At 40.9% G+C, this 17,396-nt stretch carries 10 protein-coding genes; 3 read left to right on the plus strand and 7 right to left on the minus strand.

Features of this window, described 5'->3' with window-relative positions; genetic code table 11:
* Nucleotides 1–43 precede the first annotated feature (43 nt).
* Together B3297_RS02360 and B3297_RS02365 are read left to right on the plus strand one after the other, a co-directional pair.
* Entirely contained in the window at nucleotides 44–1,909 is a 1,866-nt protein-coding gene (locus B3297_RS02360) for a DEAD/DEAH box helicase (protein WP_070567253.1), read from the plus strand.
* Between the two features lie 178 nt (nucleotides 1,910–2,087).
* A complete protein-coding gene (locus B3297_RS02365) occupies nucleotides 2,088–3,854 on the plus strand; it encodes an AMP-dependent synthetase/ligase (protein ID WP_112374231.1) in 1,767 nt (588 codons plus the stop codon).
* Between the two features lie 60 nt (nucleotides 3,855–3,914).
* On the opposite strand, the gene rlmB is transcribed toward B3297_RS02365, so the two are convergent.
* Together rlmB and B3297_RS02375 are read right to left on the minus strand one after the other, a co-directional pair.
* Nucleotides 3,915–4,703, minus strand: coding sequence for a 23S rRNA (guanosine(2251)-2'-O)-methyltransferase RlmB (gene rlmB, locus B3297_RS02370; protein WP_046672182.1), 789 nt, complete (start codon nucleotides 4,701–4,703; stop codon nucleotides 3,915–3,917).
* Between the two features lie 76 nt (nucleotides 4,704–4,779).
* Nucleotides 4,780–6,624, minus strand: a complete 1,845-nt coding sequence (locus B3297_RS02375) for a DNA polymerase III subunit gamma/tau (protein ID WP_070567258.1) — start codon at nucleotides 6,622–6,624, stop codon at nucleotides 4,780–4,782.
* Between the two features lie 375 nt (nucleotides 6,625–6,999).
* Here B3297_RS02375 and B3297_RS02380 point away from each other — a divergent pair, with 375 nt between their 5' ends.
* Nucleotides 7,000–7,695: a hypothetical protein gene (locus B3297_RS02380; RefSeq protein WP_070567260.1), complete on the plus strand. Its 696-nt coding sequence runs from the start codon at nucleotides 7,000–7,002 to the stop codon at nucleotides 7,693–7,695.
* A gap of 113 nt (nucleotides 7,696–7,808) precedes the next feature.
* On the opposite strand, the gene B3297_RS02385 is transcribed toward B3297_RS02380, so the two are convergent.
* The 5 genes from B3297_RS02385 to B3297_RS02405 all read right to left on the minus strand — a co-directional run bounded on the left by B3297_RS02385 (nucleotide 7,809) and on the right by B3297_RS02405 (nucleotide 17,388).
* On the minus strand, nucleotides 7,809–9,824 hold the full coding sequence (locus B3297_RS02385; RefSeq protein ID WP_201639517.1) for a calcineurin-like phosphoesterase C-terminal domain-containing protein: 2,016 nt from the start codon (nucleotides 9,822–9,824) through the stop codon (nucleotides 7,809–7,811).
* Nucleotides 9,825–9,924: 100 nt separating this feature from the next.
* Nucleotides 9,925–11,127, minus strand: coding sequence for a BACON domain-containing protein (locus B3297_RS02390; RefSeq protein WP_254667725.1), 1,203 nt, complete (start codon nucleotides 11,125–11,127; stop codon nucleotides 9,925–9,927).
* Between the two features lie 85 nt (nucleotides 11,128–11,212).
* Nucleotides 11,213–12,106, minus strand: a complete 894-nt coding sequence (locus B3297_RS02395) for a DUF1735 domain-containing protein (protein ID WP_070567266.1) — start codon at nucleotides 12,104–12,106, stop codon at nucleotides 11,213–11,215.
* Between the two features lie 78 nt (nucleotides 12,107–12,184).
* Nucleotides 12,185–14,233, minus strand: coding sequence for a RagB/SusD family nutrient uptake outer membrane protein (locus B3297_RS02400; protein WP_070567268.1), 2,049 nt, complete (start codon nucleotides 14,231–14,233; stop codon nucleotides 12,185–12,187).
* A 23-nt stretch (nucleotides 14,234–14,256) separates the two neighbouring features.
* Nucleotides 14,257–17,388 carry a SusC/RagA family TonB-linked outer membrane protein gene (locus B3297_RS02405; RefSeq protein WP_070567270.1) on the minus strand — a complete coding sequence of 1,044 codons (3,132 nt, stop codon included), beginning with the start codon at nucleotides 17,386–17,388 and terminating at the stop codon, nucleotides 14,257–14,259.
* Nucleotides 17,389–17,396 lie beyond the last annotated feature (8 nt).

Consider the following 17,396-nt stretch of genomic DNA (forward strand, 5'->3'; position numbering starts at 1 on the left):
TTGCATCGCCTTAGGCAATAGTGCCTATTGTATAAAATATTTCATGAACCCATTTTTAGAACTGGGAATCCGTGAGGAAGTTGTTAATGCCATCTCAGAATTAGGTTTCGAAAAACCTTCTGAAATTCAGGAAAAAGCCATTCCTGTTTTATTGACTGGTAACGACGATTTTGTCGGATTAGCCCAAACTGGCACAGGAAAGACCGCGGCATTTGGTCTTCCATTATTAGAGCAATTAGACTTTTCTCAAAAACACCCACAGGCATTAATTCTTTGCCCTACTCGGGAATTATGTTTACAAATCTCAAAAGATTTAGAAAAATTTGCTAAATACGTTGACAACGTACATGTTGTTGCTGTATATGGAGGTGCAAATATCTCAGACCAGCTACGTCAAATTAGACGTGGAGTGCAAATTGTAGTAGCGACCCCAGGTCGTATGTTGGATATCATCGGCAGAAATGCGATTGATTTTTCAAATGTAAAATATGTTGTATTGGATGAAGCGGATGAGATGCTCAATATGGGCTTCAAAGAAGACATCAACAACATTTTGTCAGAAACTCCTGACGAGAAAAAAACTTGGTTATTTTCGGCGACAATGCCTGCTGAGGTACGTCGTATCGCAAAGAATTATATGACCGATCCAGTTGAGCTTACTGTAGGTACAAAAAACACCGGTAATGCCAACATTGAACACCACTATTATTTGATCAAAGCAAAAGATAAATATGCTGCATTCAAACGTATTGTGGATTCAAACCCTGATATCTTTGGTATCGTATTTTGTCGTACAAAAATCGAAACACAGGATATCGCTGAAGCGTTGATTAAAGATGGTTACAACGCTGATTCACTGCATGGCGACTTGTCCCAACAACAACGTGATAAAGTTATGAAACGTTACCGTGACCGTAGTTTACAATTATTGATCGCAACAGACGTCGCCGCTCGTGGTATTGATGTAAGTGATGTAACTCACGTTATCAATTTCTCTTTACCTGATGAAACAGAAAACTATACGCACCGTTCTGGCCGTACAGCCCGTGCAGGTAAAACTGGTATTTCGCTTTCTTTGGTAAACGTAAAAGAGCTAAGCAAAATCCGTCATCTTGAAAAAATCATCGGTAAGCCTTTTGAGAAAAAACAAGTACCTCAAGGTGCTGAAGTTTGCGAAAAACAATTGTTCTCTATCGTTAAAAAGATTGAAAATGTTGAAGTAAACGATGAACAAATCAGTCCATTCTTGCCTGCAATTATGGAAAATTTGGAATCACTTTCAAAAGAAGATATCATCAAAAGATTCGCTTCTCTTGAGTTCAACCGTTTCTTGGATTATTACAAAAATGCACCTGATTTAAATATCGAAGCGCGTGATGGTGGTCGTGAAGACCGCGGTGATAGACGTGATGGTCGTTCACGTGAAGGTTCAAAAGGCTACACGCGTTTATTTATGAACTTAGGTTCAGTAGATGAATTCTCTCGTGGAGACATGTTAGGCTTTATCTGTAACAATGCGAATATTTCAGGAAAATCAATCGGTAAAATTGATTTGAAAGGTGTGTTCACATTCTTCGAAGTTCAAGATGCAGAAGTAGAAAAAGTATTCCAAGGATTCCAAGGTGTAGATTACAATGGTCGTCAAGTACGTATCGAAGTATCTGGTGAAGCTAGAGGAGAAGGTCGTAGCGACCGTGGTGGAAGAAGCCGTGGCGGAAGACGTGAAGGTGGATACCGTGGTGGAGATCGCGGTGGAAGACGTGAAGGTGGATATGGTGGCGGCGAACGCAGCGGAAGACGTGAAGGCGGATTCAGTGGTGAGCGTCGTGATCGTGGTGAGCGTAGCAGCAATGGCGGTGGCTTCCGTGATTTCTCTGGAAAACGTAAAGAATCAAAAAGCAAATACTAGTCATTAGTATTTAAAATAAGAGTTTAAAGACTCTGGTATAAAAGCACGTAGCTTGATTTACCAGAGTCTTTTCTTTTATATCCCCTTCTAAAAGTACAGGCACTAATATCTCCTGCCAATATAATAGTCTCTATAAAAAAGCTTAAATTAGCTGTATTATACGAACTGGACTTCTAACATGCCAATAGTAGCAACAAGATTATTTGATTTAGCATACCTGCAATATAATATTGCTCCGGATTTCCCGATGTTTTCTTTCAAAAAAGGTAACGAATGGGTAAAAGTAAGCAATACTTATTTTATTGAACAGGTCAACGAGACATCTAAAGGTTTGATCGCATTAGGCGTTCAGCCGGGAGAGAAAGTAGCATTAATTAGTGAGAACCGCATCGAGTGGAATATCCTTGATTTTGCTATTCAACAAATTGGAGCTGTAGTAGTCGCCATTTACCCTAATATTTCGACCTTAGATTACACATATATCTTCAATCATGCCGAAATCAGGAAGTGTATTGTCAGTTCAAAGACACTATACACAAAGATATTAACGATACAAGATGATTGTCCGCAACTAAATGCTATTTACAGTCTAGACAAAGAGGATGGTCTAAACCATTGGCATGACTTCGTTTCCAAGGGCGAGATCATTACAGATGAAACGCTAAACCAACTACGTGATGGTATAAAAACCGATACATTAGCGTCCATCATTTACACCTCTGGCACAACAGGAAATCCCAAAGGTGTTATGTTGTCTCATAAAAATTTATTGGCAGATACGTTGAGTAGTGAATATTCCTTTCCTGTCGAACGAGGTGATCGTGCCCTCTCCTTTCTTCCAGTTTGTCATGCCTATGAACGCGTATTCCAATATGTATATATGTACAAAGGTTTGACAATCTTCTTTGCTCAATCGATGGATACGATAGGTGAAGATTTTAAATCCGTTAAACCGCATATTTTTTCCGCTGTACCTCGTGTATTGGAGAAAGTTTATGAAAAGATTATGGCTACAGGAGAGCAGCTAACAGGAGTCAAGCGTAAGCTATTCTTCTGGTCCTTGAGCATCGGCGAACAATACAAACTGGAGGGACGTACATGGTGGTATGACCTTCAACTGAACATTGCCCGTAAATTAGTTTTTTCAAAATGGCGCGAAGCATTAGGTGGTGACATCAAAGGGATTGCCTCCGGGAGTGCTGCTTTACAGGAAAGATTAATCCGTCTGTATATGGCAGCAGGAATTCCAATATATGAAGGTTATGGCCTCACTGAGGCGGGACCATGTATCGCTGTAAACTGCTATAAACGAGGCATGAAAATTGGGACTGTAGGCTTACCGTTAATTCATATCGAAATAAAGCTTGCTGACGATGGAGAAATATTGACTAAAGGCGAGAATAATATGATTGGCTATTATAAAAATCCAGAGGCAACAGCAGAAGCGATCAAGGATGGCTGGCTTTATACTGGGGACATTGGTCAATGGGTAGACGGTAAATTTCTTAAAATTATAGACCGAAAGAAAGAGATGTTCAAGACTTCTGGAGGAAAATATATCGTTCCGCAGCAGATCGAATCTAAACTGGTCGAATCTTCATTTATCGAACAGGCTATGGTACTTGGAGAAGGCCGCAAATTTCCTGCGGCGTTGATTGTTCCCAACTATAATAATCTTCTAGAATGGTCAAGAAGTGCTTTTCCCGCCCTTGCCAATCTTTCTAGGCTAGATTTTCTAAATAGTCCTGAACTGAAACAGAAAATGAGATCGGAACTCAACCGTATTAATCAAAATTTTGGCAGCTGGGAACAGATCAAGAAGTTCATCATAGTCCCAGACGAAATGACCGTTGAAACCGGTGAATTGACACCGACTTTAAAAATGAAAAGAAAAGTTATCTTGCAAAAATACGAACAAGAGATTGAAGATATTTATCAAAACTAGTCTACAAAAAAGCCTTTGTCAAAAACAAAGGCTTTTTTGTAATCAACTAAATTATATTCTTTATTTTTTAACAATCCGTTGACGAATCGCTTCATAGATCACTACTGCGGCCGACACAGATACATTTAACGAACCTATTTCACCGTACATTGGTATCTTGGCCAGGTGGTCGGCAATACGGATTAGGTCATTGGAAACACCAACGTCCTCTGCACCCATAATCACACAGGTTGGAGCTGTATAATCCACATCATAAATGCTCGAGGTTGTTTTTTCTGTACTGGCAACTAATTGCACACCTGAATCAATCAAAAATTTACCAACTTTGGACAAGCTATCATGGCGACAGACAGGGATTTTATAGAGTGCTCCAGCAGATGTTTTAATGGCATCGGGGTTAACCTCAGCTGAGCCCTTTTTAGGGACAATGATGGCATGTACTCCAGAACATTCCGCTGTACGTGCAATAGCACCCAAATTGCGCACATCTGTCACTCCATCCAACATCAGAAGTAAAGGAGTTTCACCTTTTTCATAAATCTGAGGGAGAAGTTCTTCTATATCATGATAGGTAATTGGAGAAATAACCGCAATTACACCTTGATGATTTTTACGTGTTATGCGGTTTAATTTTTCAATTGGCACCTGTTGAGAAGCGATATTATGTTCCTTTAACAAGGCTTTCAATTCTAGAATCAAACTGCCGCTCAAACCGCGTTGTATAAATAATGACTCGATCTCTTTACCACTATCGATTGCTTCGATGACAGCACGAATACCAAATACCATCTGATTCACTTCACGTCTTTCCCCGTGGTCGCGATCACGTCTCTGAAAATTTCCTTGCATAATAAAACTAAATATTTCCCTCTTCATGGAAGAGTTTGCAAATGTACAAAAATAAAAAACAACTAGCGTGCTTGAATTAGCTTAGTCCCAAGTTAAACTCCTTCCGCAAAGTATCTAAAAGCGGGTTTTTGTTGACCATCGCTTGATACTTCTCCTGGGAAGTATAGGGCTTGCGTGAAATCGTATGTTCCATCATCACCCCCTGCAGATCCAACGAAAAATTCTGGAGTTTCACACGTAGGTAGTTCAACACATCAACCTTTGCACTTTGCAATACATCCATCTGAACACCATTTTCGACATCAATTTCAATCAATACCCCATTTAACCGCGGTTGCATAGCCGTCATCATGGTATACAAGTTAATCTTGTTTTCCGCTTTCAGCTGTTCAGCATAACTATTCCAAACAGCAATAAATTGACCGAATGAAACATCACGTTGTTCGCTTCCACGTATTAATTCTGGCTCATCACCTTCTTTGGCAACCGCATTGTTATCGTATATGGTATTCAAATCCGGCAAAGACGGAATAATTGCTGCAGTAGATGCTCCCCACCCGCCTTTTTTTACTTTAGGAGGCACGTTGGAAATAGGATCTTTTTTCACCTCTTCCTTAGTCTCGGAAGCCTGATAATTTACGGGGTTAGCTTGCGAACGCGGTGTCACAGGGTTTTCAACGACAGGAGCATTCGCTGGAGAAGTCGCTTGCGGAGTAGGGACTACCGAGGTTTGTTGCGCTTGTCCAACTACTGGCTCAGGAAGTTTTTTTTTTACGCCCTCGGTTGCCGAAGGAATCTGTACGGATCCAAGCTGGCTCAATTTAATCGCACTTGCGATATGACATGTCTTGAGGAGTGAAAGTTCAACTTGCAGGCGTTGATTTTTACTTGTCTTATAGTTGATCTCACATTGATTGGAAATATTCAATGCAGATAACAAAAATCCTGGAGAAGCTTTTTGGGACTGCTGCAGATACTTTTGACGAATACTATCACTGACTTCCAATAATTTTAGCGTAGCCGGCTCTTTAGCAACCAGCAAATTTCTAAAATGTGCAGACAGACCGGCTATGAAATGACTGCCATCAAACCCGTGATTTAAAATCTCATTGAAAATCAATAAAGTTTGTGCTGCATCCTCAGTTAAAATAGCATCCGTTAGCTTAAAATAATAATCGTAATCCAAGATATTCAAATTATCGATTACCGCTTGATAGGTGACATTTTTATTGGAAAAACTGACGATCTGATCGAACATCGACAAGGCATCCCGAAGGCCACCATCGGCCTTTTGGGCAATGATATGTAATCCGTCCTGATCATAAGCAATACCTTCCCTGTCAGCGATACGGGCCAAATGACTGGCCATATCTTCCACTTTGATCCGGTTAAAATCAAAAATCTGACAGCGCGAAAGAATCGTTGGTAAAATCTTATGTTTTTCAGTAGTCGCCAGGATAAAGATAGCATAGGAAGGAGGTTCCTCCAATGTCTTCAAAAAAGCATTGAAAGCCGCTTGAGAAAGCATATGCACCTCATCTATGATATAGATTTTATATTTTCCAGCCTGTGGTGGTATGCGTACTTGATCAATCAGGTTGCGGATATCATCTACGGAATTATTGGATGCGGCATCCAGTTCATGAATACTGAAAGAATTTCCATTTTGGAAAGACTTACAGCTAGCACATGCACCACAAGGTTCAGTGCCTGCTAAGATATTTTCACAATTTATTGTTTTAGCTAAAATACGCGCACAGGTAGTTTTCCCCACACCGCGGGGACCACAAAATAAAAATGCCTGCGCCAACTGATTGTTGTGTATCGCATTCTTTAAGGTACCAGTAATGTGTTGCTGACCTACAACCGAATCAAAGGTAATCGGGCGGTATTTACGTGCAGAAACAATAAAATTATCCATTGCACGAAGATACGAATTTTAATATTATTTTTCTACGTAACATTAATTTGTAGCGGTAGTGGAGTGCGACAATTTCGCGGTATTATCTCATTTTCTGGCATAAAAAAAGACATCCCTGTACAAAGTAATTATGGACAACCCTTGCCTACCTGCACATTGTATCAAAACAAGTCGTATAGAGATGGTTAGCAATAATACTACACTAAAGTGTTTTAGACTAAGTCATTTTTAAATGTTAATTTCGCCGAACTAAAGACTATTCGAAAACAACTTTATTAATTATTGATAATAAAAAGCAATATATCCCTGCATTAGAATACCTTTGACTGTAGCAGATAGTTAATAGCTTTCGTTAATCTTACAAAAACCAAATTTATGAAGCACTTAACACACCTATTTTACTTTTTGTTATTTAGTACATTTTTATTTGTAGGCTGTAAAAAAGAAGACGACTATGGAGAACTCACTAGCCTAGCAGACGATAAAATCCAACAAGCTGTTAAACTAACTGAAAATCTTTCCTGCAATGACCTAAAGGAATGTCGTATTGACACGCTTTATTACACCTATGTCCCCGTACATCCGAGCTTTGAGCAAGCTTATAATAAATTAATTGCCGAAGCTGCAGACCTTAAAGAAACGGCACAGAAAGTATATAAAGGGCCTATTGTTTACAATACCAGTCCAGCTGAAAATTATCTTCCGCCTCATTTTGGAATACGCTGCATTGCAGGCAAAGTCAAAGTCGCCAGCGCTAGGGATCTGGAGCTGCCTGAAATTAACCAGCGGCTGGATGAACTGTTACCTAAAATGACCACATTTTTCAATGACATTCCCTGTACCGACCCAAGTAAATGGCATATCGCCCCCTTTCGTAAAGACTGTGAATTTATCTCTATATTGTATACTGACAAAGAAAACTTTGCTGAGTTTGGCAATATGGCAGAACAGTATAATCATTTGGATCATGCAAAAAGAGTGCTGGACAAAAGCTTGAACTGTCCAGACAAAAATGACAAACCAGCCAAAGGGGTGGTTTTTGAAAATGGCAAGCCTAAGATTACCTATTAATAGACCCTGTACCATCAAATCTTATATTCGATAATACAGATCATTCTTTATAGGAATAACTTGATTTAGATAAAGCTCAGTCTTCAGGTGACGGAGCTTTATCTAGCTCTCTACTACTTCATCAGGTATCCAAAAGCTTTGGGTCTAACCATAGTTTCTTGATAAACCTTACCAAAACGATCAGTTACTTTAATTAACAAGGTGCTGGTGGGAGAAGAGGCCTTCACTTTAAACATATGCGCTGTCAGGGTGCTGACAAAGTCCTCGGTGGGGGTAGCATTTCGATTAAGCCGCTGTGCTGAATAGGAAACAATATGCAATGGATCTCGCATACGGACACGGGAGACTGTCAACGGTTGACCATTTTCACTCACTTCGACTTTCCAATTTTTATCGTAGTTCCAAACATTGATCAGTACCTCATTGTTGTTATTGGGATTCGCATATTCCGCCGCATAACTCTGCCATTTCAGATCACTTGTAGGCTTAAAATTTGGGGCATATTTATCTTTGGTAAGATGCACCTGATTAAGATCATAAGCCCTAAATTGATAATCAGCATGCTCACCAATACTCTTATACCCCCACTTTAAATCTCTTCCGTCTATCGCCCATATTCCATAGCCTCCTGGGGCCCCATCCTTACAAATATGATTGCCTGCATATCCCGCGTTACCGGTCCACCACCAGGTCGCACAGATGGCAGCTGTATTATGCTCCATGATATGCGGCGTAGCAGCTGTTTCTACGTTATAATTGATATGCGTATGTCCCGTGAGCACATGCACGGTGTTAAATCCATTCAAGGTATTCACAAAATCCTGCGCATTGCTTATCCGATATCCTGTGGTTTCGGCACCGCTCGTATTGAGAATTGGATTGGTATGTAAATGTGCATGCATAGCGATCACAATCGGCGTATCCTTATCCGTAATGGTTGCTAGATCTTTTTTGAGCCATTCAATCTGATCGGCGACAATTTTTGTATTATAGTTCCTTGCATCACCGGCATTAATATATTCAATATTATCTAAAACAATGTAATGTACCTTACCGATATTGAATGAATAATAAGTCGGCCCCAATACATCACGGAACTTATCTTCAGCCCCCCAATCTTCATAAAACTTTGGATCGTTATCATGATTGCCCATGGTATTAAATACCATCGCGTTGATCTTATTCATTTCAACAATATACTGCGGCAGTGCATAATTATTGGTATACCAGTACCCATCCCAAGTCATATCTCCCAATGTCAGCGCATACACTTTATTGCCCGCATTTTTATAGTTTTGTATTGATTGATTAACATCGGGCAGGAATCCTTTCTGAAACTGATTCAGGTCATCCGTACGTTTAGCCAAGTGCATATCCCCCAACACCATGACCACATGTTTTTCATTATTTACAGCCTTAAGCTCAAAATCTTTAATCTCAACAATATTAGCCGGCTGCGAAAGGCGTTGAAAGAATTGAGGCGCATTGACGTTTGAATCAACTTCGTAGTTTCCCGGTATGGAGATAAACACATATTTTCCTTTTTTGGAAGAAGGTAAATAATATATACCAGCTGCATCCGTCATTGTCACTTCAAAGCCGTCTGATACCACAACATTGGCAACACCTACACCATTAGCGTAAACAACACCCTTTACAGTCATTCCTGTTTTGTCGGGGATATTCGCATTAAAAAATAAATTGACAATGGTTGATCCCAACAAAAATGACTGGGCTCCGCGTTTTACGGATATCCGATAACTATCCGATGGCAAGTCCGTTGGGAAAACAAAAACAATATGATCTGCAGAAGCAGATTTGCTTGCGACGGTAAATTTCCCCATTACACCGGGTTTATTCAGTGATTCAAAATATAGCTGATCTCCCGTCTTGAATCCCATTCCTTGTATTGTATATTCGCCCCCCTTGGAAGATTCTATCCGGGCGGACAATAGCACACCGGTTATCCGTAATGTATTATCTTCATTCTCCGGTTCGGGTTCACCGGGCTTATTTTCGGGAATAGCTGAAGCTTTGGTGCAGCTGTATAAGTTTAATGTTAGGCCAAGTCCGGTTACCAATGTAGTTCGAATAAAGACCCGTCGGTTATATTGTTCTTTTTTTTTCATAAAAAATAGGTGATTAAAGGCTATTAACAATTACTTAGCAGGGGGCACAAAATAGCCCATGCAATTTTTCTGAAGAGAAAGTATGCATGGGCCAGGTTTATTATTTAGCGACGGTAACAACGATATCGTCGACAAAGATACGGTTAACAGTAGCTGGCCAATTACCAGCACGCTGATCAAAAGCGCCACCCAATAACCAAATTTGAGTCTCCGCAGTAGCTCCCGTAACAACAAAAGAATAGGTCGCCTCTGGAGCTTGCCATGCAGCCCTGCACGATTCTAGATTCGAATTAGGAGTTGCAACGTTCATCACATTAAATTGGCTCACGCTGACCGTTCCCGGTCCTTTGACACCAACGTTGAGTAGATAATGATCACCAGTGGCATATCGTACAGCTTTGAAGGTAACCAATAGATTTTTTGTACGCTGTACATTGGCCAGCTTCGGCGAAATTAGATCGCCGCCGTAGTTCGTACGCCCTAATTTAATAAAGCCTGGTCGCGCATAAATCGATGCATAATTACCGCCACCTTCTGTCGTATTGATCGTACTGGTCCAGCCTTTGGCCAACTCTTCCGTGCTCCATAAAGCAATCCTGGTTTCGCCTGAAGTCGCATTAAAGATCTCGCTTCCATAGGTCAGCCAGTTAAAGTCCTCCTGAAGAACGACATCGCCCTCTACTTGCAATTTTTGGCCTTTCTGATATACCGTTAGCGGAGATGCCTGTTGCACATCGTCTAAAAATAACAATAGATTTGCTGTACGCTCAATGTCGGTATTTTTATTTACAGTGATTGTTATCGGGGTATCGCCCTCACCTTCCATAGGGGAAACCTTAACCCAGTCAGACTCGTCCTCCACCGCAACTTTCCACTTACCTGTAGAACGGAGAATATATTGTCCATTACTTCCCTCTTCCAGAACTTCCAAACGGTTGGATATGCCATCTATTTTTAAATAGGGATCTTTCACCTGTCCTTGATCTGTGGTTCCTGCCTGTTCTACCTTCAGCACGTTATTTTGTAACTTTCCATCTAAAGTAAAAAACAAAGTCAGTTCACGCGCTTCGGGATCGGTATTTTTGTGGACGGTAACGGTAAATGTTCCATTTCCATTCCCCTCCATTGGATCGATTTTAAGCCAGTTTTCTTTTCGGAGGGGCTCAACCTTCCATTTGCCTGTCGCCTGAACAGTGTAGGTTTCAGATAAACCATCAGCCGCAGCGGTCAATTTTGATGGGTTATCTTTTAGTGCAAAAGCACCATCTACCGCAAGATCGTCTTTACAGGATGTTAGTATCATTATCAAACTAAGACAAAAGACAACTATTGATTTTGGAAACGTATCCAATTTATAATAATTAATCGTATTCATGAATTCCATAATTTTATTTAACCTGCATTTCAACACGTTCCTTCATAATTGTCGTCACATTGCCTATCGTATATTGATATGACAATAAAAACACGTTTGTGCGCATACCAAATGCTTCTTCCACTTTGAATTTATTCGGATACATTGGGTCATTGTCCAATTGTACGACCTGAATATCTTTGTAGGGCTTTATCTTTACGTTATTAAAATCATCTATCTCCAACGTAAGACAGTTTTTCGTAATATTAGGTACTTTAGATATAAAGGTTTCATTTCCGGCGACCATCCGCACGCTATTGCTGGTTAATGGAAATAGCTGTTTATTCGCCGCTGTAGACAAACCATTGGCAAACCCCACCATTGAATACATGGTATTTTTGGCCTGTGATGCATATTCATTCTCTATGATGACCTGATACAATATGGTGCTTTTCTTAGGATTGATTTCAACACCGGATGAACCTGTTGCTTTCAGCCCAATAAAATAGGTAGAGTCCGGAGATAATCCATCTGGTCGCAATTTAACCATGGTACGGCCTGTTAGCTCGCCTGCTTTGATCACAATCCTTTTGTCCATGATGTCATACTTCTCTTTAGGAAGTAATTTGGCATACAGATCTTCCGAATTATCGTAAACAGCAAAATTGTATTTTACTAAAGGTTCTGAATCCTCTTCCAGTGCAATAACAAGATCTTTATCAGGCGCATGGGTACCTCCTGAAGATGCCGCTACATAGCCAATTACCTCTTCTCCCGTCAAGCGAACCACTTCTTTAAACGTATTGTGATAATCAGAACTTATTAATGCTACCTCATTTTTATACATTTCCTTTTCGAATACTTCATTGTCCTTACAGGCAACTAAAGCCATCGAAGCTGTCAGTATAGCGATAAAACTTCGTTTCATAATTTAATATTTTAATGTCTTCCACAAACCAAAACGGTTATGGAAGACGGTTATATTTTCCTTTTTTAATGCTTAATCCTAATTATAGCCCGGATTCTGATCCAATGATGGTAATCTGCGCATTTCGGCACGAGGTATAGGCACCCAAATTAATTTTTTGTCTACCTGACGTGTCAAGAATGACGATGTACCTGGTGAAATTCGCTTGTAGAAAGATTCCCGGTCCGCACCATCGGGGTTCATACCACGAATTGGTTCGCGTTCAGTCTCTTCGTATTTACCCCAGCGGCGTACGTCGTAAAAGCGTCTGTTTTCCCATAGAAACTCCACCATACGCTCACGTTCTATTTGCTTCTGTACCTCTGCCTTGTTGGCAAGCTGCGCAGCAGACAATCCTGGTAAACCCGCACGGTATCGAACAGCATTAAAAGAACCTTTTATTTCACTTTCATCCCGGCTCACGGTATAGGTTTTATCACCAAGCTGTACCGTATGGCTTCCAGTAAGGTTATTTAGTGCTTCAGCGTAGGATAACAATATTTCTGCATAACGTATAATAGGATATGCTTTGGGCATCATTCTGGCCCCCGTGCCACTGATTGCATCAAATGGATTTACCCATTTCTTAATAACATAACCAGTTAATGGATAGTTAGGCGACGATGCCGAGACACCACCTCGACCATCAGGTTCCTGATAAAAATATTTAGCCGTATGTGTATTCAACGTTGTACTCGACAAAGCCTGCCACACAGCACCGTTGAAACCTATCGATGCATAAAAACGCATTTCACGGTTTGCATACATCTTAAATATCCCCGCATTCAGTGGGTAACCTGAAAATTTACGCGGTTGAGCCGTAAATAAATCGCCAAAGGTTCCACCGGCAGGAAGATCAGCCACCGCCTCAAAATACGTATCGCCACGTGCTTCTTCTTTGGTACGTCCGTCATCCATCAGATAAGCATCTACAACTTTTTGTGTCACCGAGAAACGTCCCCATCCTCCTAAAGTTGGCGGAAATGCCCCCTGATTCAAATCCGTTCTAAAATATTCTGTATTACGCCCCCAAATGTATTCGGGATTGATTGAAGCGACAGCCTCACCGGTAAAGACGTCAGAATATGATCTAAATGCATCAATATCAGCCGCCCCATTCGGAAAGCTTCCATAGAAGTTGGGATCGGACGTTACGCCAGCTGGAAGTGTAGGCGTTCTTTCGTCCGCAGGCACTGTATATAATTTATACCGGCCCATATCCATAACACGCTTAGCAGCGGCAGCGGCTACTGCCCAACGTTTTTCATCGTATTGTTGTGATACATAATGTGTGCCATCGGTCTTGCGAATCCAGCTACCAAAATAGGATGCGGCAACAGGTCCGCCATTAAACAATGGACTGGCATGGATCAAGCGCAAACGGGCGATCAATGCAAATGCGGCACCTTTTGTCGGTTTGCCGAAATCCAATAGACTAACATCAACAGGAAGTTGTACAGCAGCCTTTTCAAATTCACCACAGATGTATTCCATAGCCTCATCATACGTCGCCCGGGGCCGGTCATAATACGCAATATCCTCATTGGTATTCACAACTTCATCTCCCAACAAGATTGGTGGGCCAAAATCTATAATGAGGTTATAGTATGCGTAAGCTCTAATAAAACGTGTATATCCTTCGATACGGTTACGATCTGCGTAGCTCATGTCCTTTGGCACATCAATGTTTTTCAATACATTGTTCGCCTTGCGGATAATTTTATAATATTTTCCCCATTGGTTAAGTCCACCATAAAAATCAGGCGTAATATTTCCGGTGACAAAATCCATCCCGTAGTAAATATTGGTTGTCCCAGTACCTGTAAGGCCATTTATAGCTTCATCTGTCGCCATTGGCCCTGGTGTATAGTTGGATCTGATCGTATTGGATTCGTCAGGGAACATTGCTGCCGCCCCCCACATATACGCTTCTAAGTAACGTGTATTTGCATATGCCGAATCAATATTAAATTCATCGTCAAAGTACTGATCAATATTTAGATAGTCCTTACAAGATGTCACCATAAACAACACTAGTATCGCTAAGCTGGATTTGGCAATTCTATTCATGATTATTGACGTTTTCATGTCTTTCGATTATTTCTATGGTATTAAAAATTAATATAAGCCTGTAACGAATAAGTCGTCGGAATTGGGTATTTACGTCCACCCCAAGCCGCCTGTTCAGGGTCAAAAATCTTAACGTTATCCCAGATATATAGGTTGTTTCCAACAAACTGAAGATCCATGGATTTGACACCTAATCGCTTTAAGAAATTCGGGCTTACATTATAGCTCAACGTAAGTTCTTGCAATCGCAAATAGCGGGCATCATCCATCCAAAAGGAGGATAACTGACTGTTGTTCCTGTTATTACCATATTGCAAACGCGGGAATTTGGCATTTGGATTTTCGGCTAAGGATAAATCAATACCATGCTGTAGCGCATAATCTCTCGGGATCCAACGATTGGCAGGATCATTAGCCATGGTAATGACGTTACCATCTGTACCGCCGAAGAAGGGCATATAGCCCATACCCGTATTTTCAGTAACATCTTTATATTTCATCGGCTGCCCAACATAGAAGAAGGAAGTCTTACCTGTTCCTTTGAAAAGGACACCTAATGATAGATTTTTGTAACGGAACTCTCCCCCGAATCCATACATGATTAATGGATAGTTACTATGGGTCAATGGTACTTTATCAAGGGTATTAATGATACCATCACCATTCACATCCTTGTATTTAATATCACCGGGTAATACCGTTCCAAAGCTTTGTGTCGGACTGTATTTAATGTCATCTTCGTCTTTAAATAAGCCTAATGCTTGATAACCACGAATGGAATTATGAGGATAACCATTATACTCTAGGTAAGAATACTCTAGGTAAGCCTGTTCCCAGTTTTGCACAACATTTTTTGAATAAGTGAAGTTACCCCGCAAAGTAAGGGTCATATCACTATTCAACTTGGTGGTGTAGCTAATATTACCATCAGCACCCGAGCTCTTCATACGCCCCACATTGGCATACGGATTAGAAATTACGCCCACATAATCCGGCACTTGCACCCGCGGTTGAAAAATACCGTTCCGTTGATCTTGGAAAAAATCAATCACAAAATCAATTTTATTATTAAAGAGCTTTCCTTCAATACCCAAATTGGATTTAATAGCTCTTTCCCACGCTAGATTGTCTGCACCGATACGGGTTTCGGTAATCGTTTCTATCCCATCAATTCCCCAGACCTTATTCCGATCTATATCCGCCTTAGTGAGGTAGGGGAAACGTACGTCATCTACAATTCTATCGTTACCTACAGTACCATAAGACGCCCTGATTTTGAAGTAATCTAACCAAGGAGCTACATTCTTCATAAATTGGTAACTTGTAGGTACCCATCCTATCGCTACCGAAGGAAAAAAACCATACTGGCGACCAGGTTGAAAATTCTCGGAACCGGTATAACCGAAATTGGCATCCAATAGGTAAGTATCCTTATAACCATAGGTAAATCTACTGGAAACACCTTGATAACGAACAGGTATCGCCGTCAAATTATTGGTTGCATCATCCGTATTTTTGGCATCGCTCAGGTAATAATAAACTAAAGCTGAAGTACGATGATCTTCTCCAAATTTTTTATCATAATTAAGTGTAGACTCAAAATGATACTTTCGATATTGGCTTACGAATTTTGAATAGGACGCGGGCCTTTCCTGTACCTTTTGAACCATGATCAATGACCCATCCAAATTACGGCCTGTTGCTTCATACAATGCAGGCTGCATCCACCTACGTTCAGAAAAATAGCTCTGGATATCATAAGCACCTTGACCACGGATTTTCAGCCCTTCAAGCACACTGCTCAAGTCCTGATCCAATGCCAGTGTTACCTTACCTTTATAGTTTTGATTATTATAGTTACCTGTACGGTTGATCATCACATAAGGTGATGAACGCTGCCCTGATCCAACCCCGGGTAATAAGCCATTAGAGTACTGAAGCGGGATGGAAATGGGCGTAAGTGTCGATTGTGTTTTCCAGATATCATCCGTATTACCATAACCAGGTTCTTTTTTAACAGATAGAAAGCCATCTGAACCCAAAAATACCTTCGTTGTTTTGGTTAAGTTAATATCAAGATTAACACGGTAATTGTAAGTATTGTAGCCAACATTAGAACTGTAAATACTATTCTTATCGACTTTGTACGCTGCTGTTTCGCTATTACCGCCCAAACTCAGGAAGTATCGTGCTACCTCAGAACCGCCGCGCCCAGAGGCATAATAGCTCTGACGCCAAAAGCTTCGGTTTAGAATCTCATCCTGCCAACTGACATCTGGATACATATCTGGATCTAGATGTTGTTGTATAATACCTAATTCTGTATCATTAAACAAGGGCTCGCTCCCCCGCACTACGGAAGCTTCATTAGCCAATAGGGCATAATCATAAGCACGTAGGTATTTCGGTAGGCGATTAAGTCGTGATAACGTAGAGTTTGCTCGCCCTGTAATCTGGATACGGTCTACGGTACCGCGTTTAGTGGTTACCAATACAACGCCATTTGCACCCCGCACACCATATACCGCTGTTGCCGAAGCATCTTTCAGAATGGAGAAACTCTCTACATCAGCGGGATCGATCGTATTTAAATCACCTTCAAGTCCATCAATAAGCACTAAGGCTTTCGCATTGGCACCAAATGTACCAATACCACGCACCCAAAAATCTGCAATATTTGCTCCAGGCTCACCCGAGGTCTGCATCGAAATAATACCAGCGGCGCGGCCCCCTAACATATTCGCGATAGAAGGTGCGGGACTTTGTAACTGTTTTACATCTACTGTTGTAATGGCACCTACAGAACTAATTTTTCGCTGTTTGGCTCCCAGACCGACAACCACAACCTCGTCGATATTGGTGCTCTTGTCCAGCATCTTTAATTCAAGATTACTGGTGGATTCTACCACCAAATGCTCGGCAACGTCATAGCCCACACTGGTAAATACCAACCAGTCTCCATACACAGCTTTAATAGTAAACTTTCCCTTATCATCTGTAGAAGTTGCTCCTTTCGGTTTATCCTTGACATAGATTGATACTTTAGATATAGGTTGCCCCTTGCTATCAACGACAGTTCCGGCAATCGTTAACTGTTCTTCTGTTTGTTGTGCAAGCGCAGGTGATAGCCAGAGGCACAGCGGCAGCATGCACAAAAAATAAAAAATCTTCATAATATAAT

It is taken from the genome of Sphingobacterium sp. UBA3519 (assembly GCF_002377215.1).
Lineage (GTDB): Bacteria > Bacteroidota > Bacteroidia > Sphingobacteriales > Sphingobacteriaceae > Sphingobacterium > Sphingobacterium multivorum.

Bases quoted from the DNA above. Each gene is read 5' to 3' on its own strand.
- B3297_RS02360 (WP_070567253.1), top strand. From the start codon at position 44: ATGAACCCATTTTTAGAACTGGGAATCCGTGAGGAAGTTGTTAATGCC.
- B3297_RS02365 (WP_112374231.1), top strand. From the start codon at position 2,088: ATGCCAATAGTAGCAACAAGATTATTTGATTTAGCATACCTGCAATAT.
- rlmB (WP_046672182.1), bottom strand. From the start codon at position 4,703: ATGCAAGGAAATTTTCAGAGACGTGATCGCGACCACGGGGAAAGACGT.
- B3297_RS02375 (WP_070567258.1), bottom strand. From the start codon at position 6,624: ATGGATAATTTTATTGTTTCTGCACGTAAATACCGCCCGATTACCTTT.
- B3297_RS02380 (WP_070567260.1), top strand. From the start codon at position 7,000: ATGAAGCACTTAACACACCTATTTTACTTTTTGTTATTTAGTACATTT.
- B3297_RS02385 (WP_201639517.1), bottom strand. From the start codon at position 9,824: ATGAAAAAAAAAGAACAATATAACCGACGGGTCTTTATTCGAACTACA.
- B3297_RS02390 (WP_254667725.1), bottom strand. From the start codon at position 11,127: ATGATACTAACATCCTGTAAAGACGATCTTGCGGTAGATGGTGCTTTT.
- B3297_RS02395 (WP_070567266.1), bottom strand. From the start codon at position 12,106: ATGAAACGAAGTTTTATCGCTATACTGACAGCTTCGATGGCTTTAGTT.
- B3297_RS02400 (WP_070567268.1), bottom strand. From the start codon at position 14,233: ATGAAAACGTCAATAATCATGAATAGAATTGCCAAATCCAGCTTAGCG.
- B3297_RS02405 (WP_070567270.1), bottom strand. From the start codon at position 17,388: ATGAAGATTTTTTATTTTTTGTGCATGCTGCCGCTGTGCCTCTGGCTA.